Raw genomic sequence first — 25,098 nt, forward strand, 5'->3', positions numbered from 1 at the left:
CCAGAAGGGGGAACGATGGGTGCGCTGGTGACGGCGGAGCTGCTGGACCGGGTGCGGGAGCGGCTGGCAGGCGCGGCGGGAGATCCCGACCCTGCCGAGGTCGCTGCCGCGATCCGGGCCGAAGCCGGTGGGGTGCTCGGCGACACCGATCTGCTGCGTGCGCTGCGACTGCTACAGACCGAGCTGACCGGCGCGGGCGTGCTGGAACCGCTGCTGCACGACACCAAGGTGGCCGATGTACTGGTCACCGCGCCCGACGAGGTCTGGATCGACCGCGGGCGCGGCCTGGAGAAGACCTCGATCGCCTTCGCCGACGAGGCCTCGGTCCGCCGGCTGGCCCAGCGGCTGGCCTCGGCCGCCGGGCGCCGGCTCGACGATGCCCAGCCCTGGGTGGATGCCACCCTGCCCGGCCGCGACGCGGTGCTGGGCGAATCGTTCGGGGTGCGGCTGCACGCGGTGCTCGCGCCGGTGGCGCACGGCGGGACCTGCCTGTCGCTTCGAGTGCTGCGGCCTGCGACACAAGGACTGGACGCGCTGGTCGCGCTGGGCGCGGTTCCCGGCGTGGCGGAGGTGCTGCTGGAACACATAGTCGCCGCGCGGCTGGCGTTCCTGGTGGTCGGCGGCACTGGCGCGGGCAATACGGCATATGCAAAAAGACACACTTAGCTGCAAGGTAACCGGTGATAGCCAGTCGATAGCTTGACAACCGAATTGCACTGTTGTGCAGGCGTGTTCACGATTGCTAATGTGTGTGCATCGGCTCCAAGATTCCCCGGCCGACACGCAACGCTCCGCGCCGCAGTTCCCCCGGTTCTCCGGGCTCCGGTCCTGCACCCTGGCATCCCGCGCTATCAGCGCGCCGCCGCAACGCAACGCTCCGCAACGCCATTGGGGACCGGTTTCGAACCACGGGAGCGTTCATCTCATGTCCACCCGGACCCTCACCCTGCGCGAAGTCGCGGCCAAGTACGGAGTGCACGTCAACACCGCCCGCCGGTGGGCCGCGTGCGGCGAGCTGCCCGCGCAGCGCATCGGCAAGTGCTACTACGTCAACCCCGACGACCTGGATAACTGGCGCAAGCCCGCGCCGGAGCCCCCGGCCCATGTCTCCGCCCGCACCGATTACGCGGACTACATCGCGCGCGTAGTGGAGGCCGCGCCGCCGCTCAGCCCGGACCAGATCGCGCGGATCACCACGATTCTCAACAGCGGCAAGGCGGTGGCGTAGATGGCGACCACGACCACCGTGCACGGCCGCGAACACCAGCCCGATTACGACGCCGACGACCCGAGGTTCACCGCCGGTAGGGACGCGGCGGAGACGGCCAAGGACGGGGCCGAAGGCTCCCGCGTGAGCGCGGCATCCGACCGGTACGCCATGCTGCGGCACTACAGCGACGAGCCGACGACCGATTTCGACGCCGCCGTTGCCGGTGGCCTCGTCTACGGCGAGCGGCTGTTCTACAGCTGGTCCGCTCGCGGGAACGAGCTGCGCAAGCTCGGGCTCATCGAATGGTCGCGGCACGACACCGGGGCCGTTGTCACGCTCCTCAATTCGGTCACGCGCCGCCCGAACCGTGCGTCGGTTATCACCGCCGCCGGGCGGGCTGTGCTGGCCACGCTGGATTCCGCTGCCGCCTGAGCCATTACAACGCACGTAATCCGTTGCGTTGCAACGCCATTCACTCATTCACAACTGAAATGGCCCGGTGCGCCATCACTCGCACCGGGCCGGGAAAGGAACTCTCCATGAATTCTGGAGACAAGTTTACCGAAGGCGCTGCCGACGAGCGTGCCGATTCCCCTGCCGGGGAGGTATCCGGTGCCAACCTCGCGCGCCTCCTGGGCAAGCCCTGCACCACGCGGCTGGGAGAACTCCTCGGGTTCGAAGAGGCGGAGAGGCAAGTCGAGTGGAACCGGACGCACATCCGGCACGGGCGTCCGTTCCCCGGACCGACCGGCGGGGCGATCACGAACCCGGAGGCGGGAGACGTGCCCGTGATCCTGATGAGCCCGGCCGTGGTCGCGGTACTGGCGGAGCACGGCATCGCGCCGCCCACGCGCCCGGAAGTCGTCGCGCTCTGTGAGGCGGACCGTGAGGAGGGCGGAGACGGACTCGACCCGTTGTCCGAGCGACAGTGGGCAGAGTCCGGGGTGGATCTCGATCTCCCGTTCGCCGAAGACAAGAACGGAAAGCCGGAGGGGTGGATCTGCGGCGTGCCGCAGTCCGTCTACGACTACTTCGGCGCTCCTGGCGGCGATCCCGACAAGGCGCGCCCCCAGGATCAGAAGAGGATCAGCGACGGCAAGGTCATCCCCTCCCCGAACTCCCCGGACTCCGTGGCCCGGTGGCTGACCAGGCATCGGCTCACGAAGCGGCTCCCGTTGCCGGGACAAGGCCGTCGCCGTGCATGGATGCGCATGCTCATCCGGATAGATCAGACGTGGTACCACTACGACCGGCCCGCCGCCGGGGAGCCGCCGCGCTGGATCGCACGCACGGACCCGGAATGGATGCCCGGAATGCTCCGGGAGGCGCTGCGCGGGCATGCGTACGTCCACACGTTCCACTCGAAGAACGGGAACGACTACGAACTCCGGAACTGGAGTCCGAACATCAAGAACCTGGCCGAGGTGGAGGCGGCCCTGTCCGGCCTGCTGCGGGTCGAGGCCGTCGCCGACGAGGCGGGTACCGCCACGCGTGAGATTCCGGACGCATGGGGCACCGTGCACAACGCCTACCGGAGCACGAACGTGCTGTGCCGCAACGGTGTACTCGACCCCGCCACGGGGGCACTGTCCCTGAACACGCCGCTGTGGTTCTCCCTGACGATGATTCCGGTCGATTACCACCACGGCCTCGACCCGTACGCGGGTACCGAGTGGCTGCGGATGCTCCGTACCCAGTGGCCGGACGACCCCGGCGCGGTCATGTGCTTGCAGCAGTGGGCCGGGTACGTCGTGAGCGGCCGGACGGACCTCCAGAAGTGGATGCTCATCATCGGCCCGTCCGGGTCGGGGAAGTCGATCATCGCGGAAGTGCTCGGCGCGCTCACCGGTACCGTCGTCGCTACCCGGCTGGACACGCTCAACTCACAGTTCGGGCTCCAGTCGCTCTACGAGACCGGCGCGCAGCTCGCGCTGATGTCCGACATCCGGTTCGGCTCCCGAGATTCGTCCACGGCGGTCGGCACCCTTCTGGGCGTGACCGGTGAAGACGAGATGGTCGTCGAGCGGAAGCACAAGACGGCCGTTTCCGCGAAGCTCGGAGTCCGGTTCCACGGCTCCGCGAACGAGATGCCGCGCTGGAGTGACAACAGCGCCGCGCTCCAGCGCCGGGCGCTGATCCTGGAGACCACCAGGGGGTTCCGGGGTGCGGAGGACGAGGACCACGGCCTGAAGCAACGCATCCTCGACAACGAACTCGGCTCCGTGCTCCGGTGGGCTGTGGAGGGCCTGGCGCTGCTCAACGCGGCCGGGGGCACGTTCACCGTGTCCGCCCGCGCCGCCGAGCTGGCAGCGGACATGGATTCGCTGTCCTCGCCGCTCCGCACGTTCATCGAGGAGTGCTGCGTCATCGGCACGGCCGACGATTTCGTGGACCTCCGGGAGCTGTTCCGGGTCTGGGGCAGGTGGGCCGAGGTGAACAACACCGGCCGGGGCATGAGCCAGAACAAGTTCCGGGCCGCGCTCCGCTCGCTGTATCTCGAACCGATCCGGCCGGGCCAGAAGAAAGCACCGGACGGCAAGGCCGGTAAATGGCTGGTGGTGTGGGGCATCTCCGAGGCGAAGTTCACCTTTGCCGAACGGGACAGCTTCGGCGATGACCGGGTGCGCACCGTGGGCACCGGCGAACAGCCCGCCCGCGACCCTTACGACCGGTGAGGGGTGGGTTACAAATGGCCCAAAGTGGGTTACTGGGGGTGGGTTACCGGCGGGCGGCTGCGCTGCGCTGCCGCGCCGTGCTCGTCGGCGGCTGCCGGAAGTGGGTTACCGGCTGGGTAACCCGGCAGGTAACGCGGTCGCCGGGGGAACGGTGCGGCGGCGCATTTGTGCAGGCTGTGCAGTGTTTTCGCTCCCTTGGTAACCCAGGTAACCCAGGTAACCCATCAAAACTGTCTATCTCCGAAATCCATGCCACATGCCCTAAGAGCCATAGGGAACAAAGTTCTCGCGGAAATCCGGGTTATCGGGTTACCGGTGCCTCAGCACAGCCCGCGCAACGGCCGCCGTGCGGTCAACCAGGCACCTCAACCCATGTCGCAAACAGACCGTTCAAACCCGACCGATAGGAGAGCTGCGCATGCCCTTCGTCCCCGCCGCACCCGTATCCAGCCCTGAGCCCATAGCCGGGAACCCCTTCGCGCGGGACCCCCGGGTCGCCGTGTTCGTCCGGGATTCCGTGGCTGCGGAGTACGCCGTCCGGACCTCCGCGACGCAATCTCTCGGCCGGACCCTCCGCGAACTCACCGCCGATCCCATGGAGGCGCGGTGGTCGCCCCGCGAAGGGTGCTGGCGGGTCGCCTGCTACCTCTCCGGCCGGTTGGCGGAGCGGCTGCGTACGGACGGCTGGGTCGTCGCCGGTGACCCGACATGGTGAGCCGCCCGTCACCGGGGCCGCGCCGTACCCGGATTCCCGGCAGCACTCCGGAGGAGAGGGCGGAGGCAATCGGGAAAGAGCGGGGCCTCATCGGACCGCTGACGCCGAAACCCGAGCCGGAGGACCCCCGGCCTACCCCCTGAGCCCAGAGCGGCCCCTGGGCGGTCTGCGAACCGTCCAGGGGCCGGGGATCAACACCAGAGAAAGGAACCCCACCATCATGTCAGCCCTCACCTACACCCCACCGTCCCCCACAGAGATCGAGGACGCGCTCGGCGGGTACTTCATGCCCTCCCGCTGCCCCGCGTGTCCAGCGTCCGGCTACGGCCCCTTGTGCGATCACTACGAGGACCCGGCGGAACTGCACTGGCCCGGTGGTTCCGCGTCGGTGCGGTGCCGGTATCTCTGCACCGAGTGCGGCTGCGCATGGACCGACCGCTGGCCGCTGGTCTGGCTGTTCGGCCTCGACGAAATCCCGTGAGCTGCGCAAACAGCCAATTTTGACGATCCGGTCACATTTGGCAACCGGGACATCATTCGCACGGATTCCGTGCCTACACAACAGATTTGAGGAGAGATCACCATGTTCACGAACACCAACGAACTCGGCGTACCGATCACCGACCGCTCCGGACACTTCATCCCGCGCCGGGCGGTGGATATCCGGCCGCACGACCATTCCGCGGATTCCGTGGAGACCCAGCGGGAGCGGCGGCGCACGGGGCTGAGCGTCCACTACGACGAACGGCTCAGCCTGTCCACCGAGCTGGCCGACACGCTCTCCGGTATCCACGCACAGATCAATGCCGACACCATCCCCCGCCGCTGGACCGGTCGCGTCCGTGAAACCTCGGTGGCGATCACGGAGACTCTGGCCGATATCGCAGCGGCGGTGCATCGGCCCGCCCCGGCTGTACCGGAACCGGACCTGGACGCCACGCTGAGCGGCGCATGGGCGGTGGCCCTGGTGAATGCTGCCGGGACCCTGGATGAGGCGCTGAGCGGCGAATTACGGCGTCCGGGCCGGGTGGTAGCCGGTGAACCCATCGGGCTGTGGATTACGGAGCGGCTCCGGGATATCGACCGTGAGGTACGGGCGGTGCGCATTGGCCTCCGGGCTGCGGCTACCACCGACACCCCGGCACCGCGCAGCGCGGAGGGAAACGCATGGGCCGCGCTGAAACGACGCCACGCCGCCGAGGTCCGCGAACTCCGCGACCGCCACCGCGCGGAGACCGCAGCGTTCGGCGCTGCACGGCGCGGCCGGAAGATCGACGGAAAGAAGGAGGTAGCCGGATGAAACTGACCGATGAGCAATACGCACGGGCGGCGAACTGCATTCACGAGGCAGGGCACGCGGTAGCGGCTGTGCTGGCCGGTGCGCAGATCACCGAGTGCTGGGCATCGGCCACCGGTGGCCGCGTCGCGTTCACCGATGCCGCACCGCAGCACCACGCCGGTATCGGGTGGGCCGGGCCGTATGCCGAGCTGCTGTTCGTTCACGGAGGCACCCCTCCGCCAGATGCGCGGCGGGAAGCCTTCGCCAACGCCTCCGATGAGGACAAGGCACTGTTGGACGGCCGGATGGCCCGGCATATCGAGCGGGACGTCGAGTTCGCCATGCCCGCGATCCGGAGGCTGGCCGCGACGCTGTACCGGAAGGGATCGGCCCGGACTCCGGATATCTCCCTGGCTCTCGGGGTCCGGCCCGGCGTCGATCTCGACATGATCCGGCATCTACACCGGCAACGGGTCGCCCCTGGCACGATCCGGCCGGCAGCGGCATGAGCGGGCCGGATATCGCCCAGCCGGACGAGAGGCTGCGCCAGCATGAGGCATTGAAGCTCCGCCTGGCCGGGGTGGCGTATGCGCGCATTGCGGAGCAGCTGGGCTACTCCGATAAGTCCGGCGCGTTCCGAGCGGTGCAAGCCGTGCTCGACCGGCAGGAATCCCATGCGGCAGATGAGCTGCGCAAGCTCGAGGATGCGCGGCTCGATCTGCTGTGGCTGAAGGCGTTCCCCGGCGTCATGGCCGGAGACCTGAAGGCCATCGAGGTAGCCGCGAAGCTCCATGATCGGCGGGTGAAGTTGCACGGCCTCGCCGCGCCGCAACGTGTGGAGGTTCAGAACATCGGCCTGTCGTATGAGGAGTTCGAGACCACCGTGGACGAAGACATCCGCGCGCTGGGTTACCACCCGCGTAACGACGTACCGCTCAGCGACACAGACGACGGCTGGGCGAACACCTGACGGCTTTGTATCTGGGTTTGTACCTTTCTAACCGCCGGTAAGGGTCACTTATCGGCGGTTAGAAATCCGTGCTTTATGCCGTCCGGCGGGCGGCATATCGACCCCGGACACACCACCGCCCCCGACCATGGCAGCCGGGGGCGGTGGTGTGTGAGGTGGGCGTCAGGGCATGGTCAAGTCGATCACGCACCGGTCCGCGAGCTGTACCAGCTCGTCGCCCGGCGAGATGTCCAGTACGTCGGAAGCCTTCGGGAAGATCGAGCCGTGCCGCGCTCCGCCGGTGGAGGCGTACACAAGTCCGTCACGGATGATCCAGACATCCGACCGGTTGTCCATCCGGCCGTCCGGCTTCAGCGTGGTTGCGCCGAAGTAGGTGGTACCCGAGCTGCCGTCGACCACGGTCCCATTGGCCAGGGTGTGTCCGCTCTTGGTGAGCCCGGCCGAGACCAGGGCCACGAGAGTGTCACTCGCCGCCGCGCACCGATGATCGGAGTAGGTCCCGCCCGCAGCCTCCCGAACCGGCGGCGCTACGGGCTCGGTGGTGGGCTCGGGCTCGGTGGCGGGCGGCGCTACGGGCTCGGTGGTGGGCTCGGGCTCGGTGGCGGGCGGCGCTACAGGCTCGGGCTCGGGCGCCGGTTCGGGCGCTACGGGCTCGGTGGTGGGCGGCGCGGCGAACTGAGTGGTCCGCGCGGCGGATTCGTCGGCGGATTCGGTCGGTCCCACCAGAGCGCCGAGTCCGGCGCAGAGCAGGAAGCTTGCGAACAGTACGCCGATCACGATCAAGGTGTTCCGGTTCATACGCTTGCGGCGCGCCATATTCGCTGCCTGGTGCTCGTTCATCGGGTGTGTCTCCTCTGTTTCTGTAGTTACGATCAACGCGCGGAGGACACGGCCGGATAGGTCCCGGCCGTGCCCTTCGCCCTAACTCCCGCGCACGGCTGCGCGATGGGCCAGTCTCCGGCCGTGGTCCGGCGCGGCGCGGCTGCGCTACCGGTTCCGCGATACGGCGTGAGACTCCCCAGCAGGGCCGCCACGGGCAGCGCGACCACGGCCAGCGTGGCAAGCAGACTCAGCACGACCCACCGCCCGCAGCCGCACCGGCAATGGACCACCGGGCGAAGCTCAGGCGCGGATGTACCGTCTCCACGTCGGCAATCTCCATGACCCGGCTCAGCTCCAACGGGGCGATATGGTGCGGCGCGGGCATCAGCACCGTGTCCACGCCGAGGCTGTGGAGCTGCGCACTCACCGGGAGCACAGAAATCTCATCCGGCCAGACCAGCCGGTAGCCGAGACGCTGCGCCAACCGCTCCACCTGCGCCCGGTCCCATTCCGGCGCGGTGCTCGTGTCGTGGTCGATCCAGCCCAGCGCTCTGGGGCGCGTATCCAGCGGATGAACTCCGCCTATGTGTCTATCGGTCATCGGTCTCTCCCGTCTCGGTGACGTATTGGGCACGTATAAGTGTGCCCCTGAGGACACAAATTTGCACGTTTTCCGTTCCAATACAGTTCCCGCATGTATAGGTACGTGGACCTGGGATGACCGGGCAGGGACAGTCGAACGCATCATGTCTGATCCCCTGCGCGTCGTGGTCGGGCGCAATGTGCGCCGTATCCGGGTCGCGCGCGGCTACAGCCAGGAGGGGTTCGCCGACGAGGTTCTGAACGTCAACAGGACATATGCGGGCCGCATGGAGCGGGGGCAGACGAACCTCTCGCTGGACGCCCTCGACCGGCTGGCAAACACGCTGGGCGTCGACCCGCGCGTATTGCTGGACCCGGACATGGAGGTCAGTGTCGAGGTCCGGATTATCGGCCGCGAGTAGCCGCCGAGGTCTACGTCGAAACCCACAACTCCGGTCGTGGGTTTACCGTCCCGGCCAGTCGTACCCATAAGGGCACAACTGTCGGGCGTACGGCCGATCAACCGCACCCATAAGGGCATGGTTGCTACGGCGTAGCGCCGATCTGCACGGCCATGATGGCGCACTCATAGGCCACGGTCACTATGCGCTCGGACAAGCCGTAGACGCTGTTGTTGTGCTCCGGCGTCCCACTGCTCCCTGTGGTCACCACCTGTTCGAACGGCTCATAGCGCCAGACGAACAGCGGGCCGGTGGCAATGAGGACATCCCCGAGCGCGTCCGCATACCCGCCGCCGAACACGTACCCGTGATCCAGCGGGGAGCGGCGCAACGGGCCGGTCTGGTTGTTCCACCGGTACTCACTGAGCGGCGCAGCCCAGCGGCGCGCGGCGTGGATATAGCCCTGGTACCCCTGTTCGCCCAAGAACTCCTCGAGCATCCCCACAGCCGTCTCTACGTCCGGCACGACGGTCGGCGCTCCGGCATCGGCCAGTAGCCGGGCGGCGAAGGCGGATTCCACCAGCAAGGGCTCATGGAGGCGGCGGGTATGCGCAGCTCGGCCCATGACTTCCGCCTCCGTCTGATCCGGCGCGCACTCACTCGCCGCCCACACCACCAGCGGAGAGAACGTCAACGGTGCGCCGCGCTCTCCGGCCGCTTTCACTGCCGGGTCCGTGTCGCAGAGGTCTGTGGAGTACGTCCCGGCCCCGTCGTCGCAGTTGTACGGCCGAACGGTCACGCCGCCCAGTTGCCGCGCCGGGCCGGTCAGATCGAACACGGTGGCGGCGGTGTACAGCCCGTACCCGGACGGATTGAGCGGCGGTGCCTCGAAATCGACCGGGGGCAGCGGGTTCGTCATGGCTTCACGCTACGAACGGACCCGGCACCGGCCGGTGGTCGCGGGAAGACGGGCGGCATCAGCGACTACGCCCGGCGTCTGGGCAAGACCGGCGAGTACGTCGGCCAGCTCCGTAAGGCGGGGGAGGTCTACTCAGAAACGTCAAACTCCGGTTTGGGGTTTACCGACCTCGCCGACAAGCCGAAGGTTCTCTACGAGATCAGCAAGGCACCGCGCGAGAACTGGGCCGTAGAGCGCGCCCGGCAGCGGCCGGTGGTCGTGGGAAGACGGGCGGTATCAGCGACTACGCCCGGCGTCTGGGTAAGGACCACTCGAATGTGGCAAAGCTCCGCTACGACGCGGGGGTTTGGTCAGCAAACCTTGGTCCCGAGACCAAGGTTTCCGACCTCGCCGAGAAGCCGAACGTCCTCTACGAGATCAGCAAGGCACCGCGCGAGAACTGGGCCGTAGAGCGCGCCCGGCACCGGCCGGAGAGATGAGAACGGGCGCGGCCCGATACGCCAGAGGAGACGAACAGAGGGCCGCGCCCTGATATCGACGGTACGGCGCAGCTGCGCAACGGCTCCGGACATGGCGCGACCCCCAGACCGCGAGGGGCTGGGGGCCGTCCGGTAGTCGGACCGACTTGGATCCACTGCCGAGTCTAGGCGGTGGTCCGGAAGGCTGCGATAGAGCTATCGAAATGATAGGAACGGACAAATCGGGCGGCATCATTTCGATGCCGCCCGCTGAAACAGCGCCGAAACAGCCCAGCTAGACGAGGCTCTGCTTCCACGCTATGTCGATGAACTCCGGATCGAAGTACGCACCGGAGACCCGCCGCCCCTTCGGCGCGGGGAGCACTGTCACGGTCACCAGCATGTCCACGATGGCGCGGCGTGAGCCGAGACTCAGACCGTCGCTGCGGTCCTCCTTCGTCCCGAACCACGCCTTACGGATGTCCTTGCCCTTCAACTCATCCAGCGGGGAGCGCATACCGGCCGCCGCCAGTGCCGCGTCTATCTCCGCGATCTTCGCCTTCATCGTCCCGCTCGCCGTGGACAACTGGCGCGCGTCGATGTCTCCGGCGGCGAACAGATCGGCCAGCGAGTCGAGGCGCTGTCGTAGCGCCGTCTGTTCCAGCCGGAGGGCGGCGATATCCTCACCGCCGGAGTCCAGCCCGGCGGAGAGCTGCGCCAGGGCATCGGGCCGCTCCAACCGGGCGACGATGGTCTCCTCCACCAACGCATCCACCTGCCCCGCATCGCGGCTCACGTGCCCTTGACCGGTGGTCTCCCTGCTCCGGCAGCGGTAGGACGGTCTGCGTCCGCTCCCGGACACCCCGGCCCGCAGCTCCGCCTGTCCACACACGCCGCAGAGGTAGACGCCGGACCCCAACCACTTCGGGGTGTTTCCCGGTGTGGTGCGCCGCCCCGGATCACGGAGCACGCCAACCGCCGCCTGCCATGTCTCCTCGCTCACCAGCGCGGGCCACACGGCCTTACCCACGATCTGCCCGTTGTGCACGCTGTGCCCGGCATTACGCGGGTTCTTGATGATGCCGCCCACCGCTACGGAGGTCCAAGGGCCGCGTGCCCGCGCCGTGGGAATCTCCCGTGTGTTGAGGTCCCGGACGATCTGGCGCATGGACACCCCGGCGACGATCTGCTCGTACATGCGGACGATCTCCCGTGCTTCCGCTTGCCGCACCGTCACGCCGTCCGATTCGAACCCGTACGGCCGGATACCGCCGTGGAACCTTCCCTGTTGTGCCTGCTGCACTCTCGCCGCCTTGATCCGCTCGGACTTCAGTTCGCTCTCGTGCTGTGCCACCACGCCGCCGATCCGGGCTTGCATTCGCCCGCTCGCAGTCTTCAGGTCCCACCGCCCGGCCTTGCAGAAGTGAACTACGACGTGGCGGCTGTCGATGAGGTCGATGAAGTCCTCCAGCTCTCGCATCTGCCGGATGAGCCGCGTGTCGTGCCAGGCGACCACCACGTCTATCTCTCCACGCCCGATGGCATCGCACATCGCCCGGTACTCGGGCCGTTTCTTCCGGGTGTACGCGCTCGCAGAGATGTCGTTATCGGTGAACGGCACTATGTGCGCCACTGCTCCGGCCTGAGCTGCGATCTGTTCTGCGAGCTTCCGGCAGTCGTCCTCCTGCCGCGCGACGCCGAGCCCTTCGCCGCTCCGGTCCTGGGATATGCGCAGGTAGATGGCTATGCGAAGGATAGAGAGCTTGCCGGTGGTGGCCTTCTTGGTGGTCATGAAATAAGTGTGCCACAACCCATATGCGGGCAAGACCACGCTCTTGTCCGGATTGCTGGCAACTGTCGATCCCGCCGAACGCATCATCTGCGTCGAGGATGCGGCCGAGCTCGCGCCGCCGCATCCCCATGTGGTGCGGCTGGTGGCACGCACCGCCAATGTCGAGGGAGTCGGCCAGGTGACGGTGCGTGAGCTCGTCCGCCAAGCGCTGCGGATGCGCCCCGACCGGATCGTGGTGGGGGAGGTGCGCGGCGCCGAGGTCGTCGACCTGCTCACCGCCCTGAACACCGGGCACGACGGCGGAGCCGGCACCGTGCACGCCAACTCACCGGGCGAGGTGCCCGCCCGCCTGGAAGCGCTGGCGGCCCTCGGCGGCATGGACCGCGCCGCCCTGCACAGTCAGCTCGCCGCCGCCGTCCAGGTGATCCTGCACGTGCACCGCCGGGCCGACGGCACCCGCGGTCTCCAGGAAATCGGGCTGGTCCGCCGCGACGACACCGGCCACGTCCGCATCAGCGCGGCATGGCGTGCCGACGGCGCCGCCGCACCGGCCGCCGAGGAACTGAACCGGCTGCTGAGCGAGCGGCTCGGGCGATGATCGGCGCGCTGGTGTGTCTGGTGCTCGCGCTGCTGGTAGCGCCGGTGGCGGTGTCACGGCGGCGTTTCGCGGAGCTGTTCGGCGCGGCCGGGCAGCCGCGAATACCGAATCGCGACAGCATGTTCCGTGTCGTGGCCGTGCTGGCATGCGGATGTGCCGTCGTGCTCGGCATCGGTCCGCTGACGGCGGCCGTCCTGCTCGCGGCGACACTGATCTTCCGCGGGCGGCGCAGCGGGCGCGACCGCCGCCATGCCGCCGAATGCGGGTATCTGCTCGACGCGCTCGAATCGGTGATCGGCGAACTCCGAGTGGGCGCACACCCCAGCCTCGCCGCGGAAACCGCCTCCGGTGATGCGAAAGGCCTTGCCGCGCAAGCCTTCGCCATCGGCGCCGCGCGGAGCAGGCTGGGCGGCTCCGGGGCCGATGGTTTGCGCAGGCCGGATTCGGTGATCGCCGCGGAGCTCGACCGGGTCGCCGATGCCTGGCGCGTCGCCGAACATCACGGGCTCGCGCTCGCCGAACTCTTGGCCGCGGCCCGCGCGGATCTGATCGGCCGCATTCGCTTCCGTGGCCGGACAACGGCTGCGCTCGCCGGGGCCAGGGCGACGGCGACGGTGCTGGCCGGGCTGCCGCTGCTCGGCGTCGGTCTCGGCCAGCTCATGGGTGCGGCGCCGCTGGAGGTGCTGTTCACCGCGCCCGCCGGGACGATCCTGCTCCCGCTGGGCACGGCACTGGCCTGCGCCGGGCTGCTGTGGTCGGACGAGATCACTCGAAGGGTGTTGCTGTGAATCGGTCGAATTCCACTGTGTACCAGGAGGTCGGCGATGGGATCGCCCGCTGCGATCGCTTCGATGCTGTTGGCCGTCGCACTGTTGCTGCTACCGGGGCGGCTGGTCGTCACTCGCCGGCTGCGCCCGGCAGCGCAGCCCGAGACGAAGCGCCGGTTTGCCCGCTCCGGGCGCGGACGCGCAGTCGACCCACTGGCGGCGGCCTCGGTCTTCGATCTGCTGGCGGCCTGCCTGCGTGCGGGCATGCCGATCGCCTCGGCGGTGCACGCGGTGGTACCCGGCGCACCGGCCGTGCTGGCCGAACCGCTGCGCCGGGCCGCCGATCTGCTGGCCCTCGGTGCCGATGCGGCGACGGCGTGGGAGCGGGCAGCGCAGGAGGCGACCGACGCGTCCGGGGAGATCGCGGCGCTGGCGCGGCTGGCGCGGCGCTCGGCGCGCTCGGGGTCGTCGCTGGCGGTGGCCGTGGGCGAGCTGGCCGAACAGCGCCGCGGTGCCGTGGAGGATGCGGCCGCGGCGCGGGCCGAACGGGCCGGAGTGCTGATCGGCGGCCCGCTCGGGCTGTGCTTCCTGCCGGCGTTCATCTGCCTCGGCATCGTCCCGGTGATCATCGGCCTCGCCGGCCGCGTGCTCGGTGGTGGGCTGCTCTGACGGCACAGGCGTCGGCGCCGGTATCGGAAACGTTCCCGCGCGGACTCGCCGCGCGGGCTCGCAGGAGAGGGGAACAACATGCGAATCGAGAGGCCGGCGCGGCCGGAGATCGGCGCGGTGTGCTCGATCGGTGTCCACCGCATGCGTGCGGCGGGTGCGGTGATGCGGGCCCGGCTCTACCACCTGATGGCCGACGACCAGGGCATGAGCACCGCGGAATACGCCATCGGCACGATCGCCGCTGCGGCCTTCGGCGCCGTGCTGTACGCGGTGGTAACGGGGGACAGCATCGTCGACGCGTTGACCAAGATCATCGATCGCGCACTCAACACCAACGTCTAGCGATGCACGGGCGGCGTTGGAGCGCACCGATTCTCGGTGACGACACCGGCGCTGTCACGGTCGAGGCGGCGATCGCTTTGGCGGCGATCGTCGTGGCCGTAGTCGCCTGCATCGGCGCACTCCTGGCGGCCTCGACCCAGGTGCGCTGCATCGATGCTGCCCGTGAGGCCGCCCGCCTCACCGCCCGGGGCGACTCTACGGGCGCCATACCGGCCGCCCGCGCCATCGCCCCGCCGGGCGCCGAGATCGTCGTCCGCCGCGACGGCACGCGGATCCTTGCCACCGTCACCGCCGGGACGCCACTGTTGCCACTGCTGGAACTACGGGCCGAAGCCGTCGCGGCTCCGGAACCGGGTGCCGAATCATGAGCGGGCGTGAACCCCGATTCCGGGCGGGCCGCGCGCGAGCACCGCAGTCCCTGCGGGGCGAAGCCGGGGCCGCGACGGTCTTCGCTGCGCTGGCGCTGGCCGGCCTACTGGGGCTGACGGTGTTGGTGGGACAGGTCGGCGCGGCCGTCGTGGCTCGGCATCGGGCGCAGGCGGCGGCTGATCTGGCTGCCCTGGCGGCGGCCGGTGCCCTGGTCTACGGAGCGGCGGAGGCCTGTGCGGAAGGGGGTGAGATCGCGCGCCGGATGCGGATGACGATTCGCGGGTGCGAGGTCGCGGAGTGGGACGTCGTAGTAACCGTGGAAGGAAAAGTACCAATGGGTCTGCTGGGCGACCGAACAGTACGTGCGAGAGCACGCGCGGGACCGGTCGAAGAACTCCCGTGATGGCACCTCCGCCATTTTGTTAACGGCCAGTATTCCCATTTCTTATCGATGAATTAATACCGCGCCGCTGTTAATTCTCCGGGCGCGCGCGGAAAAGGGATGAATAGATCCGCATATGGATACATGAAAGGTCATGGCTATGCACCAGTTAACATGAGAACCGTCCTCTTTAATCGGACCCTGCAGGCGAACCCAGTTACTCGGTCCGCCGGCCGGGCTTCTGGCCCGCATCGTCGCCGGAGATGACCGCTCGGTCACGCCTCGGGCGCGGCGGGGTCACCGTTCGGGTGGGCGGCCGTCACCTGCGCCGATCGCAGCTCGGCCAGCACGGCGGTCAGCAGTCTGGCCGCGCCGGTCTTGTCCAGCGGGCTGTTGCCGTTACCGCACTTGGGTGACTGCACGCAGGACGGGCAGCCCGCCGTGCACGTGCACGTGTCGATGGTCGCCAGCGTCGCGGTCAACCAGCGCTCGAGCTGGGCAAAGCCCCGGTCGGCGAACCCGGCGCCGCCCGGCTGGCCGTCGTAGACGAACACGGTCGGCAGTCCGGTATCCGGGTGCCCGGCGATCGAGACGCCGCCGATGTCCCAGCGGTCGCAGGTAGCCACCAGCGGCAGCAGACCGATGGCGGCGTGCTCGGCCGCGTGCAGGGCGCCGGGGACCCGCGCCGCAGGTATGCCGGCGCGCTCGAGCAGTTCGGGCGTGACGGTGTACAGCACGGCTTTGGTGGGCAGGGTCTGCGGCGGCAGGTCGAGTTCCACCAGGTCGAGGACCTCGCCGGTGGGCAGGGTGCGCAGATACCCGACCACCTGGCTGGTCACGGTGACCTGCGCCGACGCGGTGGTGACAGAACCGTACGCGCGCCGGTCGAGGATCGCGTCGATGGTGAGCGAGGTGGTCTGGCGCGCGCTGGTGGTCCAGCCGGGGTCGCCGGCGTGGACGAAGGCGACCCCGCCGTCGAGGTCGAGTTCGTCCACCACGTAGGTCTCGCCTTGATGCAGGTGGACCGCACCCGCGTGCAGGGTCGCCATGGCGCGGCCGGCGTCCGCGGTGCCGAGCAGCCTGCCGGACTCGCCGTCGACGATCGCGACGGGCGCGCCGATCCCGCCGCGGACGTCCACCGCGTCATGCGGCTGCGTATCAGCGGTGACGTACCACCGCGCGGTATCCGGGCTGCCGTTCTCGCGGCGCCGGATCAGCCCCTGACCAGCGAGATCGGCCAGCACTGGGCCCGCGCCGAGCTCATCGGCTTCGCGGCTGGTCAGCGGCAGTTCGAGCGCCGCGCACAGCAGCTGTGGACCGAGCACGTACGGGTTGGTCGGATCGGTGATGGTGGCCTCGACCGGCTTGTCGAGCAGCGCTTCGGGGTGATGGACCAGGTAGGTATCGAGCGGATCGTCGCGGGCCACCAGCAGGACCAGCGAGCCCTGGGTTCGCCTGCCCGCACGTCCGGCCTGCTGCCAGAACGAGGCCACCGTGCCGGGAAATCCGGACATCACCACGGCGTCCAGCCCGGCGATATCGACACCGAGTTCGAGTGCGTTGGTGGTGGCCGCGGCCAGTAGCGTCCCGTCGGAGATGGCGGCCTCCAGCTCGCGCCGGTCCTCGGGCAGGTACCCGCCGCGGTAGGCCGCCACCCGCTCGACCAGGTCCGGATCGACCTCGGCCAGCAGTCGGCGGGCTTCCATCGCCGCCACTTCGGCGCCGCGACGGGACCGGACGAAGGTGAGCGTGCGCGCGCCCTCGACCACCAGATCGGCCATGATCCGGGCGGCCTCCGAGTTCGCGGCCCGCCGCACCGGCGCCCCGTTTTCGCCGGTCACGGCGGTCAGCAGCGGCGGCTCCCACAGCGCGACCGTGCGGGCACCGCGCGGCGAGCCGTCCTCGGTCACGGCCACGCACGGCGCGCCGACCAGCCGCGACGCCGCGTCGGCGGGATCGGCGGTAGTGGCCGAGCACAGCACGAACACCGGATCGGCGCCGTAGTGGGCCGCCAGTCGCCGCAACCGGCGCAGCACCAGCGCCACATGCGAGCCGAAGACGCCGCGGTAGGCGTGGCATTCGTCGACCACCACATAGCGCAGCCTGCGCAGCACCCTGGCCCAGCGCTTGTGCGAGCGCAGCATGCCCACGTGCAGCATGTCCGGGTTGGTGAAGATCCACCGGGCGTTGGCCCGCACCCACTGCCGGATCTCGCCGGGCGTATCGCCGTCATAGGTCGCGGCGTGGATATCGCGCAGCGGGCCGTCGTGGGTGAGTTCGCCGATGGCCCGCAGCTGATCGGCGCCCAGCGCCTTGGTCGGCGCTATATAGAGCGCGGTGGCCTTGGGATCGTCGAGCAGGTCGCTCAGCACCGGCAGCTGATATCCCAGCGATTTCCCGGACGCGGTGCCGGTCGCCACCACCACGTGCCGCCCGCCGGCGGCGAATTCGGCAGTGCTCACCTGATGCGACCACGGCGCGGTGATGCCGATGCCGCCGAGCGCGGCCACGACTTCCGGGCGCACCCACGCGGGCCAGTCGACGACGCGGGCCGCCCGGGCCGGCAGTTCGGCCACGTGGGTCAGCCGGGAGTCCCTCTCGGCGCCCTGCGTTCGGACACGATTCAGCAACGATCGCCCGTAGCTTTCGCCGTTCGCGGTCGCTGTACGGCTCGTCCGGTCTGCCGGATTCACGCGATCGGACCTCCGGCGTGTCGGGAAAGTGTGAAACGTGTGCGTCCGGAGAGCGTTACCTGCCAATTCGATACCCAATAGCGACCTGGGTCACAGCCCGGTAGCCAGATGCTCGCTCGGTTATCGGGGGGCAAACGTACCGGAAGTCTGGATTCCCCCAATGTGTCCCTCACCTGCGCATTCGCAAGATCAAGTTTTTTGCAAATTGTCGGTAACTCCGCTGTTGAATTGCGCAGAGACATGGTTCACTGGTTCCTGGTCGCAAGCTTCTGTGTTCGAGGGACGGATCCAAAGTCCAAACCGTCGGCAGGATCGATGTTGCGAACGATGTACTTGGTGCTTTCCTTGCAGGGGGAACCAACAGTACAGCGGTCGGAACGGGCCCGGTGGACGAACCCAGTTGTCCGCCGTTCCGGTAAGAAAAGAAGAGGAACAGAATGGCACAGGGAACTGTGAAGTGGTTCAACGCGGAGAAGGGGTTCGGCTTCATCGCGCCCGAGGACGGCTCCGCTGACGTCTTCGTCCACTACTCCGAGATCCAGGGTTCGGGCTTCCGCACCCTCGAGGAGAACCAGAAGGTCGAGTTCGAGGTCGGCCAGGGCACCAAGGGCCCGCAGGCCACCGGAGTTCGCGCGCTCAGCTGAGCTCGCATTCATCCACAGCTCGTCCCTCACCACCGGTAACGGCGGTGAGGGACGAGCTATATCTGGGGTAGGTTCCGCCGCCTGGGCCCCCGCCGCGCGGGACGGCCGGACCGGGGCACTGCATACTGAACCGCGATAGCGCGTACGCTCGGTGGTTCGATCGCAACCACTCGACCGCGCAGCGTCAAGGTATAAACGTGTCTGGTAGCGATATACGACATCGCCACCATTTGCCCTAGCCGTGCGAACGCGAACAGCGGCGCGCGGGTCGAGAAGGAAAGGTGTATTCGCCGGTGGCAACACGAGACCGCGGTGCAGCCGACCAGGGCCGTCCCCTGCGACGTCTCGTGATCGTCGAGTCCCCGACTAAGGCCCGCAAAATCGCGCCCTATCTGGGTCGCAATTACACGGTGGAGGCTTCTGTCGGTCATATCCGCGACCTGCCGCGTGGCGCGGCGGATGTGCCCGCCAAGTACAAGGGCCAGCCCTGGGCGCGTCTCGGCGTCGACGTCGATCACGATTTCGAGCCGATCTATGTCGTCAGCCCGGATAAGAAGGGCAAGGTCACCGAGCTCAAGAGCCTGCTCAAGGACGCCGACGAGCTCTATCTGGCCACCGACCCCGACCGCGAGGGCGAGGCCATCGCCTGGCACCTGCTGGAAACCCTCAAGCCGAAGATTCCGGTCCGGCGAATGGTGTTCCACGAGATCACCGAGCCCGCCATTCAGGCCGCGGCCGCCGACACCCGGGATCTGGACAGCGACCTGGTCGATGCGCAGGAGACCCGCCGCATCCTGGACCGGCTCTACGGCTACGAAGTCAGCCCGGTTTTGTGGAAGAAGGTCATGCCGCGGTTGTCGGCGGGCCGGGTGCAGTCCGTGGCGACCAGGGTGATCGTTCGCCGCGAGCGCGAGCGGATGGCGTTCCGGTCGGCCGAGTACTGGGATATCGCCGCCAAGCTGGACGCGGGCGAGACCGGCGAGGTGGGCAACCCGCGCACCTTCGGCGCCCGGCTGGTCAATGTCGACGGTGCCCGCGTTGCCTCCGGCCGCGATTTCGGTTCCGACGGCCAGCTGAAGGCCGACTCGGGTGTGGTCGTGCTGGACGAGGCCTACGCGCGGCGGCTCGCCGAAGCGCTCGACGGCGCCGACCTGGTGGTTTCCTCCGCCGAAGCCAAGCCGTACTCGCGCAAGCCGTACGCGCCGTTCATGACCTCCACGCTGCAACAGGAGGCCGGCCGCAAGCTGCGGTTCACCTCCGAACGCACCATGCGGGTGGCGCAGCGGCTGTACGAGAACGGCTACATCACCTACATGCGTACCGACTCGACCACGCTGTCGCAGTCGGCCATCAACGCGGCCCGCTCGCAGGCCACCCAGCTCTACGGTGCCGAATACGTGCATCCGACGGCCCGCCAGTACAACCGCAAGGTCAAGAACGCGCAGGAAGCGCACGAGGCGATCCGCCCGGCCGGCGATACCTTCGCCACCCCGGGTGAGCTGCACGCCCGCCTCGACAACGACGAGTTCCGGCTCTACGAGCTGATCTGGCAGCGCACCGTCGCCTCGCAGATGGCCGACGCCAAGGGCACCACGCTCACGCTGCGGATCACCGGCGTCGCGGGCACCGGCGAGGAATGCGTGTTCTCCGCTTCCGGCCGCACCATCACCTTCCCCGGCTTCCTCAAGGCCTATGTCGAGAGTGTGGACGAGGAGGCGGGCGGCCAATCCGACGACGCCGAATCACGCCTGCCCGCCCTCGCCGAGGGCCAGGGCGTCACCGCGGTCGAGTTGAACCCGGACGGGCACAGCACCAATCCGCCCGCCCGCTACACCGAAGCCTCGCTGATCAAGGCCTTGGAAGAACTCGGCATCGGCCGTCCGTCCACGTATTCCTCGATCATCAAGACGATCCTGGACCGCGGTTACGTCTACAAGCGCGGTAGTGCGCTGGTGCCGTCGTGGGTGGCGTTCGCGGTGGTCGGCCTGCTCGAGGAGCACTTCGGCCGGCTGGTCGACTTCGACTTCACCGCGGCCATGGAAGACGATCTCGACGCCATCGCCGGCGGTCGCGAGCAGCGCGGAAACTGGTTGTCCAGCTTCTATTTCGGCGGCGATCACGGTGCCGACGGCTCCGTCGCGCGCTCGGGTGGACTGAAGAAGATGGTCGGCGATCGGCTCGACGACATCGATGCCCGCGAGGTCAACTCGATCAAGCTGTTCACCGATGCCGAAAACCGTGACGTGGTGGTGCGAGTCGGCCGTTACGGCCCGTACCTGGAGCGGATGGTCACCAATCCCGATGATCCGGAAGGTGATTCGATCTCGCAGCGGGCCAACCTGCCCGACGATCTGCCGCCCGACGAGCTGACGCCCGAGGTTGCCGAGAAGCTGTTCGCGACGCCGCAAGAAGGCCGGTCGTTGGGCACCGATCCGGCCACCGGGCACGAAATCGTCGCCAAGGAAGGACGTTTCGGCCCATACGTCACCGAGATCTTGCCGGAACCTGCCGAAGAGCCCGCACCGGCGAAGAAGACCGCGAAGAAGGCGGCGGCCCCGAAGCCGCGCACCGGATCGCTGTTCAAATCCATGGATCTGGCCACCATCACCCTCGACGACGCGCTGAAACTGCTGTCGCTGCCGCGGGTGGTCGGCACCGATCCGGCCTCCGGTGAGGAGATCACCGCCCAGAACGGGCGGTACGGGCCGTACCTGAAGAAGGGCACCGACTCCCGTTCGCTGGCCGACGAGGACCAGATTTTCAACATCACGCTCGACGAGGCTTTGAAGATCTACGCCGAGCCCAAACGCCGTGGCAGGCAGGCCGCCAGCGCCGCACCGTTGCGCGAACTCGGCAACGATCCGGCCAGCGGTAAGCCGATGGTGATCAAGGACGGACGCTTCGGCCCCTACGTCACCGACGGTGAGACCAATGCCAGCCTGCGCAAGGGCGACGAGGTCGAGTCGATCACCGACGAGCGGGCGGCCGAGCTGCTGGCCGATCGCCGCGCGCGTGGGCCGGTGAAGAAGGCGGCGAAGAAGACCACCAAGAAGGCGGCCGCGAAGAAGACCGCCGCCAAGTCCACCGCCGCGAAGAAGACGGCGGCGAAGAAGACCCCTGCCAAGAAGGCGCCGGCTAAGAAGTCTGCGGCTAAGGCGGTTTCGGACTAGCGGAAGGGTGGTCTCGGGCCGGGGCTGGAAGCTCGGTGCCGGTCTGCCGCGGGTCGGCGATGTGTGGTGTTGCCGAGCGCGCTGAAATCGGGCACAGCCCCGTAGCGGCCGGTTGAATGCGTGACGGTCGGCGCTCGCCGCCGCCGACGCAGGGTCAGCCAGCGCCCGGCGACCCTGTCGGTGGCGGCCGCTAGGGTGTACGGCGTGGCGGGTGTCTTCGATCGGTTGGTCGGCCAGGATGCGGTCGAATCCGAGCTGACGGCTGCCGCGATCGCCGCGCGCGCCGGGTCCGTCGAGGGCGCGATGACGCATTCGTGGCTGTTCACCGGACCACCCGGTTCGGGCCGATCGGTCGCCGCCCTGTGTTTCGCCGCTGCGCTCCAATGCACCGATCCGGGCACGCCCGGCTGCGGCCACTGCCATGCCTGCACCACCACCATGGCAGGCACCCACGGTGACGTGCGCCGCGTCATTCCCGAAGGCTTGAGCATCAGCACCAAGGAGATGCGCGAGATCGTGCAGATCGCCGCGCGCCGCCCCAGTACCGGCCGCTGGCAGGTGGTGCTGATCGAAGACGCCGACCGGCTCACCGAAGCCGCGGGCAACGTGCTGCTCAAGGTGGTGGAGGAACCGCCGGACCGCACGGTGTTCCTGCTGTGCGCGCCCTCGGTGGATCCCGAGGACATCTCGGTCACCCTGCGGTCGCGGTGCAGGCACGTCCATCTGGTTACGCCCTCGGTGCCCGCGATCGCGCAGGTCCTGCGTGACCGCGACCAGCTCGATCCGGAGACCGCCGAATGGGCAGCCTCGGTCAGCGGTGGCCATGTGGGCCGCGCTCGTCGCCTCGCCACCGACGCCGAGGCCCGTGAACACCGCAAGCGCGCCCTCGCCCTGGTCTCCGCGGTGTCGCGGCCCGGCGCCGCCTACGCCGCCGCCGACGACCTGGTGAAGGCCGCCGACGACGAAGCCAAGCAGATGAGCGCCGACCGCGACGAGCGCGAACGCGAAGAACTCGCCACCGCCATGGGCGCGGGCGGCACCGGTAAGGGCGCCGCGAGCGCCACCCGCGGTTCGGCCGGTGTCCTGAAAGACCTCGAACGCCGTCAGAAATCCCGCGCCACCCGCACCGGCCGCGATGCCCTCGACCGCGCCCTGATCGACGTCGCCGGCGTCTACCGCGACGCCCTCGCCGTCCGCTTCGCCGCCGGAACCGCTGCGGGCCGTTCCCGCCGCAAACCCAGCGCCGACGGCGTCACCCTCACCCACCCCGACCTGGCCGACCAGATCACCGACCTGGCCGACCGCGTCCCGCCCGAGGGCCTGCTCCGCTCCCTCGAAGCCGTCCTGGCCTGCCGCGAAGCCCTCGACCTCAACGTCAAACCCCGCTTCGCCCTCGCAGCCATGGTCGCCGCGCTCATCGCGGCCCAGTCCGGCTAGTCGGTGGCGTCGGCCCCCGTTGTCCGGTCCTCCGAGCACCCGTTTTCGCGTTCCGCCGTTCGAGACGATAGACTCGCGACGCCGAAAGGCACGCCGCCTTAGCTCAGTCGGTAGAGCGCTTCACTCGTAATGAAATGGTCGGGGGTTCGATTCCCCCAGGCGGCTCAAAACCAAGCCCCTCACCTGCAACGACAGGTGAGGGGCTTTCTCGTTGGCGGCGTCGACCGGCCCGAATCCCTTACTTTCCCCTTACATTCCGGCCCTTACATTCCCGCGGCGTACCGATCCAAGGTCGCGCGCACGTCCGGCCCATGCGTCTGCCGCTGTAGGTAGTGCTGCTCGGTGGTCGACAGCTTCGCGTGCGACAGCTGCTGCTGCGCCCCGGCCGGGCCGAGCTCGTCGCGGATCACCGACGCCACCGTTCGGCGGAAGCTGTACGGCGTCACCCACCCGAGCCCGTCCTGATCGGCGAGCGCTGCCCGCAACGACCGGCGCAGGTTCGCCAAGCTGACCCACCCGCCGCCGCGGCTGGCGAACACCGGCCCATTGATCCCGGATTCACCGACCAGACCGGTAAGGGCCTCGACGGCGAGCCGGGGGAGCACCACGGTATGCGCGGGCGCCCCGCCCTTGCGAATGTCCTGCCGGTGCAGCGCCTTGCCCTTGACCCGGCCATGGTCGACGAGCGTCCCGGTAATCGTCGCGGTCGGCGGATCGGCAAGCAGATCGACGTCACTCCAGCGCAGCGCCAGCACCTCGTTCGGCCGCGCCCCGGTCGACGCCATGACATCCACGAACGCGGGCAGCAGTCGGCCCGGAACAGGTCCGCCGACACCCTCGCGTCGCGTGGCGTACGCGCGGACCGCAGCCCGCACCCGCGCAAACTCGTCTGGGGTGAGGGCACGGGCCGGAGTGCGCTCGCTGGCCGCTCGGGTTACTTCCCGGATCGGATTCACCGGCAGGACGTCATACCGGCAGGCGAGCGCGAACATGCCCAGCAGGATCACCCGCAGGTTCCGCGCCTGCGCGGGCGCCTTCGCCGCAACCTGTTCGATGTGCCGCTCGGCGCGGCTGGTGGGTAGCTCCCGGATGCGCAACGCGCCGATCTGCTGCTCTCCGTGCACCTTCCACACCTGCGCGTAGAGGTCGCGTGTCTGCTGCTTCGTCTTCTTCTTGGTGGCGAGCCACGTGGTGAACAGCTCCGCCAAGGTGGTCTTGTCGTTGACCGTCGCGGCCGCAGTCGGTGCGGTGCGGTCCTTCAACTCCCGCAGCAGGTTCCGGCGGGCATCCTCTTCGCTACGTCCGCTGCGCTCGACTTGGCGCCGCTTGCCGTCGGCATCGCGGACGTAGGTCGTCGCGGTGAACTTGCCGGGGCCGGCCGCGGCGGTCGTGATCTTCCCCCACTCGCCGGGGGCGAGTCGCTGTCTAGGCATCGCTGCCGCCTCTCATCATCTCGTCGATATCGCGAAACGACTGTTCGGCTGCTGCGCGTTGCCGGTCCATCACGGCGTCGATCCCGTCCCGGTCGATGATGGCCTGCACCTCGGCGAGCATCCCGCGGGTTGCGTGGCCACGTTTCGCCTGGGCTGACCGCGGGGGAGTGTCGGCCGTGATACCTGCGCGCTTGTCGCGCTCGGCGAGAAAGAACCGTGTCCCGAACGCTTCCTCGGACAGGTGGCGCAGCAGGTTCCGGTCAATGCCGATGCGGTTGCCGATGCGCTCGAGCTCGTCGGGGTCCTCTGCGCCGATCCGCTGCTCGACATAGGTCTCGGTCTTGATCTCAACCGAACTATATTGCCCGGCAAGGGCTTTGCGTATCTGGCTCAGGGGTGCGCGGTCGCCGTTCGGTAGGTCGATATCGTCGCCGCCATCGAGCAGGCTGCCGACGGGTAGGCCGAATATTGCGCACAATGACGCAACCTCGAGCAGGTGGTCGACGCGCTGGATACCCGCCTCGATGGCTCCCACTGTCGAGCGCGTCCATTGCAGACCTAGCGCGCGAGCGGCGACGGCGACCTGTGCCTGTGTCCACCCCCGTTCTTTTCGTAGCTGGATGAGTCGGGCGCGTATCACGTCGTCGAGTTTGGCCACCCCCGCACGATATCGCCGCCGCGCAAGATTTCCAACGCTTGACGCGTCCGGGTGGCTCGTCTACCGTCCATATCAGGTGCAAGATCCCTTGCGCTTGAAAGAAAGGACGGGCT

The 25,098-nt window shown here is 68.5% G+C and carries 23 protein-coding genes, 1 tRNA gene and 2 pseudogenes; 19 read left to right on the plus strand and 7 right to left on the minus strand.

The features are described 5' to 3' along the window. Window positions 1-15: 15 nt before the first annotated feature. The 8 genes and pseudogenes from NOCYR_RS01735 to NOCYR_RS01770 all read left to right on the plus strand — a co-directional run. Window positions 16-642: pseudogene (locus tag NOCYR_RS01735) on the plus strand (ATPase, T2SS/T4P/T4SS family); the annotation flags it as partial. Between the two features lie 283 nt (window positions 643-925). Then, a complete protein-coding gene (locus NOCYR_RS29575) occupies window positions 926-1,228 on the plus strand; it encodes a helix-turn-helix domain-containing protein (RefSeq protein WP_014348637.1) in 303 nt (100 codons plus the stop codon). Then, entirely contained in the window at window positions 1,229-1,642 is a 414-nt protein-coding gene (locus tag NOCYR_RS29580; protein ID WP_014348638.1) for a hypothetical protein, read from the plus strand. A gap of 107 nt (window positions 1,643-1,749) precedes the next feature. After that, window positions 1,750-3,885 (plus strand): DNA primase family protein, encoded by a 2,136-nt coding sequence (locus tag NOCYR_RS01750; RefSeq protein WP_014348639.1) that lies wholly within the window; start codon window positions 1,750-1,752, stop codon window positions 3,883-3,885. A gap of 935 nt (window positions 3,886-4,820) precedes the next feature. After that, complete coding sequence (locus NOCYR_RS28980) at window positions 4,821-5,081, plus strand: hypothetical protein (protein WP_014348640.1); 261 nt, start codon at window positions 4,821-4,823, stop codon at window positions 5,079-5,081. A gap of 102 nt (window positions 5,082-5,183) precedes the next feature. Further along, the gene (locus tag NOCYR_RS01760) at window positions 5,184-5,900 is read left to right on the plus strand and encodes a hypothetical protein (RefSeq protein WP_014348641.1); all 717 of its coding nucleotides are present in this window, start codon (window positions 5,184-5,186) and stop codon (window positions 5,898-5,900) included. Further along, a complete protein-coding gene (locus tag NOCYR_RS01765; protein WP_014348642.1) occupies window positions 5,897-6,388 on the plus strand; it encodes a hypothetical protein in 492 nt (163 codons plus the stop codon). Before NOCYR_RS01760 ends, NOCYR_RS01765 begins: the two co-directional genes overlap by 4 nt. Further along, complete coding sequence (locus NOCYR_RS01770) at window positions 6,385-6,849, plus strand: hypothetical protein (RefSeq protein WP_014348643.1); 465 nt, start codon at window positions 6,385-6,387, stop codon at window positions 6,847-6,849. The genes NOCYR_RS01765 and NOCYR_RS01770 overlap by 4 nt, the downstream gene beginning before the upstream one ends. A gap of 162 nt (window positions 6,850-7,011) precedes the next feature. Here NOCYR_RS01770 and NOCYR_RS30005 read toward each other — a convergent pair whose 3' ends face one another. After that, complete coding sequence (locus NOCYR_RS30005) at window positions 7,012-7,689, minus strand: hypothetical protein (RefSeq protein WP_014348644.1); 678 nt, start codon at window positions 7,687-7,689, stop codon at window positions 7,012-7,014. 229 nt (window positions 7,690-7,918) lie between these two features. Then, on the minus strand, window positions 7,919-8,272 hold the full coding sequence (locus tag NOCYR_RS01780; RefSeq protein ID WP_014348645.1) for a hypothetical protein: 354 nt from the start codon (window positions 8,270-8,272) through the stop codon (window positions 7,919-7,921). 145 nt (window positions 8,273-8,417) lie between these two features. On the opposite strand from NOCYR_RS01780, the gene NOCYR_RS01785 reads away from it, so the two are divergent. Next, on the plus strand, window positions 8,418-8,675 hold the full coding sequence (locus NOCYR_RS01785) for a helix-turn-helix domain-containing protein (protein ID WP_014348646.1): 258 nt from the start codon (window positions 8,418-8,420) through the stop codon (window positions 8,673-8,675). A 124-nt stretch (window positions 8,676-8,799) separates the two neighbouring features. On the opposite strand, the gene NOCYR_RS01790 is transcribed toward NOCYR_RS01785, so the two are convergent. Both NOCYR_RS01790 and NOCYR_RS01795 read right to left on the minus strand, forming a co-directional pair. After that, window positions 8,800-9,573: a putative Gp13 gene (locus NOCYR_RS01790; RefSeq protein ID WP_014348647.1), complete on the minus strand. Its 774-nt coding sequence runs from the start codon at window positions 9,571-9,573 to the stop codon at window positions 8,800-8,802. A gap of 753 nt (window positions 9,574-10,326) precedes the next feature. Then, complete coding sequence (locus NOCYR_RS01795) at window positions 10,327-11,823, minus strand: recombinase family protein (RefSeq protein WP_048832609.1); 1,497 nt, start codon at window positions 11,821-11,823, stop codon at window positions 10,327-10,329. Window positions 11,824-11,848: 25 nt separating this feature from the next. On the opposite strand from NOCYR_RS01795, the pseudogene NOCYR_RS01800 reads away from it, so the two are divergent. The 6 genes and pseudogenes from NOCYR_RS01800 to NOCYR_RS28080 form a co-directional block, all read left to right on the plus strand. Next, window positions 11,849-12,421: pseudogene (locus NOCYR_RS01800) on the plus strand (ATPase, T2SS/T4P/T4SS family); the annotation flags it as partial. Continuing rightward, the gene (locus NOCYR_RS01805) at window positions 12,418-13,209 is read left to right on the plus strand and encodes a hypothetical protein (protein ID WP_014348651.1); all 792 of its coding nucleotides are present in this window, start codon (window positions 12,418-12,420) and stop codon (window positions 13,207-13,209) included. The pseudogene NOCYR_RS01800 and the gene NOCYR_RS01805, both read left to right, overlap by 4 nt. 36 nt (window positions 13,210-13,245) lie before the next feature. Next, on the plus strand, window positions 13,246-13,857 hold the full coding sequence (locus NOCYR_RS01810; RefSeq protein ID WP_014348652.1) for a type II secretion system F family protein: 612 nt from the start codon (window positions 13,246-13,248) through the stop codon (window positions 13,855-13,857). Window positions 13,858-13,998: 141 nt separating this feature from the next. Further along, the gene (locus tag NOCYR_RS01815; protein ID WP_048833846.1) at window positions 13,999-14,199 is read left to right on the plus strand and encodes a DUF4244 domain-containing protein; all 201 of its coding nucleotides are present in this window, start codon (window positions 13,999-14,001) and stop codon (window positions 14,197-14,199) included. Between the two features lie 2 nt (window positions 14,200-14,201). Then, window positions 14,202-14,567, plus strand: coding sequence for a TadE family type IV pilus minor pilin (locus tag NOCYR_RS01820; RefSeq protein WP_014348654.1), 366 nt, complete (start codon window positions 14,202-14,204; stop codon window positions 14,565-14,567). Beyond that, window positions 14,564-14,971: an Rv3654c family TadE-like protein gene (locus NOCYR_RS28080; RefSeq protein WP_014348655.1), complete on the plus strand. Its 408-nt coding sequence runs from the start codon at window positions 14,564-14,566 to the stop codon at window positions 14,969-14,971. The genes NOCYR_RS01820 and NOCYR_RS28080 overlap by 4 nt, the downstream gene beginning before the upstream one ends. Window positions 14,972-15,225: 254 nt before the next feature. Here the strand turns inward: NOCYR_RS28080 and NOCYR_RS01830 are convergent, their stop codons facing one another. Next, window positions 15,226-17,580: a DEAD/DEAH box helicase gene (locus NOCYR_RS01830; protein WP_048833847.1), complete on the minus strand. Its 2,355-nt coding sequence runs from the start codon at window positions 17,578-17,580 to the stop codon at window positions 15,226-15,228. A gap of 500 nt (window positions 17,581-18,080) precedes the next feature. Between NOCYR_RS01830 and NOCYR_RS01835 the strand changes: the two genes are divergently transcribed. The 4 genes from NOCYR_RS01835 to NOCYR_RS01850 all read left to right on the plus strand — a co-directional run bounded on the left by NOCYR_RS01835 (window position 18,081) and on the right by NOCYR_RS01850 (window position 23,059). Further along, complete coding sequence (locus NOCYR_RS01835) at window positions 18,081-18,287, plus strand: cold-shock protein (RefSeq protein WP_011206895.1); 207 nt, start codon at window positions 18,081-18,083, stop codon at window positions 18,285-18,287. A gap of 347 nt (window positions 18,288-18,634) precedes the next feature. Further along, entirely contained in the window at window positions 18,635-21,457 is a 2,823-nt protein-coding gene (gene topA / locus NOCYR_RS01840; RefSeq protein WP_014348657.1) for a type I DNA topoisomerase, read from the plus strand. A gap of 204 nt (window positions 21,458-21,661) precedes the next feature. Continuing rightward, a complete protein-coding gene (locus tag NOCYR_RS01845; RefSeq protein ID WP_014348658.1) occupies window positions 21,662-22,894 on the plus strand; it encodes a DNA polymerase III subunit delta' in 1,233 nt (410 codons plus the stop codon). Between the two features lie 92 nt (window positions 22,895-22,986). Then, window positions 22,987-23,059: transfer RNA gene (locus NOCYR_RS01850), tRNA-Thr, on the plus strand. A gap of 98 nt (window positions 23,060-23,157) precedes the next feature. Here the strand turns inward: NOCYR_RS01850 and NOCYR_RS01855 are convergent. Together NOCYR_RS01855 and NOCYR_RS01860 are read right to left on the minus strand one after the other, a co-directional pair. Continuing rightward, window positions 23,158-24,327 (minus strand): site-specific integrase, encoded by a 1,170-nt coding sequence (locus tag NOCYR_RS01855; RefSeq protein ID WP_014348659.1) that lies wholly within the window; start codon window positions 24,325-24,327, stop codon window positions 23,158-23,160. Beyond that, on the minus strand, window positions 24,320-24,985 hold the full coding sequence (locus NOCYR_RS01860) for a helix-turn-helix domain-containing protein (RefSeq protein ID WP_081505275.1): 666 nt from the start codon (window positions 24,983-24,985) through the stop codon (window positions 24,320-24,322). The genes NOCYR_RS01855 and NOCYR_RS01860 overlap by 8 nt, the downstream gene beginning before the upstream one ends. Between the last annotated feature and the right edge of the window lie 113 nt (window positions 24,986-25,098).

This window comes from Nocardia cyriacigeorgica GUH-2 (assembly GCF_000284035.1).
Taxonomy (GTDB): domain Bacteria; phylum Actinomycetota; class Actinomycetes; order Mycobacteriales; family Mycobacteriaceae; genus Nocardia; species Nocardia cyriacigeorgica_B.

What these genes read in the sequence shown, in the direction of transcription:
- NOCYR_RS29575 (WP_014348637.1), top strand. Translation starts at nt 926, where the DNA reads ATGTCCACCCGGACCCTCACCCTGCGCGAAGTCGCGGCCAAGTACGGA.
- NOCYR_RS29580 (WP_014348638.1), top strand. Translation starts at nt 1,229, where the DNA reads ATGGCGACCACGACCACCGTGCACGGCCGCGAACACCAGCCCGATTAC.
- NOCYR_RS01750 (WP_014348639.1), top strand. Translation starts at nt 1,750, where the DNA reads ATGAATTCTGGAGACAAGTTTACCGAAGGCGCTGCCGACGAGCGTGCC.
- NOCYR_RS28980 (WP_014348640.1), top strand. Translation starts at nt 4,821, where the DNA reads ATGTCAGCCCTCACCTACACCCCACCGTCCCCCACAGAGATCGAGGAC.
- NOCYR_RS01760 (WP_014348641.1), top strand. Translation starts at nt 5,184, where the DNA reads ATGTTCACGAACACCAACGAACTCGGCGTACCGATCACCGACCGCTCC.
- NOCYR_RS01765 (WP_014348642.1), top strand. Translation starts at nt 5,897, where the DNA reads ATGAAACTGACCGATGAGCAATACGCACGGGCGGCGAACTGCATTCAC.
- NOCYR_RS01770 (WP_014348643.1), top strand. Translation starts at nt 6,385, where the DNA reads ATGAGCGGGCCGGATATCGCCCAGCCGGACGAGAGGCTGCGCCAGCAT.
- NOCYR_RS30005 (WP_014348644.1), bottom strand. Translation starts at nt 7,689, where the DNA reads ATGAACGAGCACCAGGCAGCGAATATGGCGCGCCGCAAGCGTATGAAC.
- NOCYR_RS01780 (WP_014348645.1), bottom strand. Translation starts at nt 8,272, where the DNA reads ATGACCGATAGACACATAGGCGGAGTTCATCCGCTGGATACGCGCCCC.
- NOCYR_RS01785 (WP_014348646.1), top strand. Translation starts at nt 8,418, where the DNA reads ATGTCTGATCCCCTGCGCGTCGTGGTCGGGCGCAATGTGCGCCGTATC.
- NOCYR_RS01790 (WP_014348647.1), bottom strand. Translation starts at nt 9,573, where the DNA reads ATGACGAACCCGCTGCCCCCGGTCGATTTCGAGGCACCGCCGCTCAAT.
- NOCYR_RS01795 (WP_048832609.1), bottom strand. Translation starts at nt 11,823, where the DNA reads ATGACCACCAAGAAGGCCACCACCGGCAAGCTCTCTATCCTTCGCATA.
- NOCYR_RS01805 (WP_014348651.1), top strand. Translation starts at nt 12,418, where the DNA reads ATGATCGGCGCGCTGGTGTGTCTGGTGCTCGCGCTGCTGGTAGCGCCG.
- NOCYR_RS01810 (WP_014348652.1), top strand. Translation starts at nt 13,246, where the DNA reads ATGGGATCGCCCGCTGCGATCGCTTCGATGCTGTTGGCCGTCGCACTG.
- NOCYR_RS01815 (WP_048833846.1), top strand. Translation starts at nt 13,999, where the DNA reads ATGCGTGCGGCGGGTGCGGTGATGCGGGCCCGGCTCTACCACCTGATG.
- NOCYR_RS01820 (WP_014348654.1), top strand. Translation starts at nt 14,202, where the DNA reads ATGCACGGGCGGCGTTGGAGCGCACCGATTCTCGGTGACGACACCGGC.
- NOCYR_RS28080 (WP_014348655.1), top strand. Translation starts at nt 14,564, where the DNA reads ATGAGCGGGCGTGAACCCCGATTCCGGGCGGGCCGCGCGCGAGCACCG.
- NOCYR_RS01835 (WP_011206895.1), top strand. Translation starts at nt 18,081, where the DNA reads ATGGCACAGGGAACTGTGAAGTGGTTCAACGCGGAGAAGGGGTTCGGC.
- NOCYR_RS01855 (WP_014348659.1), bottom strand. Translation starts at nt 24,327, where the DNA reads ATGCCTAGACAGCGACTCGCCCCCGGCGAGTGGGGGAAGATCACGACC.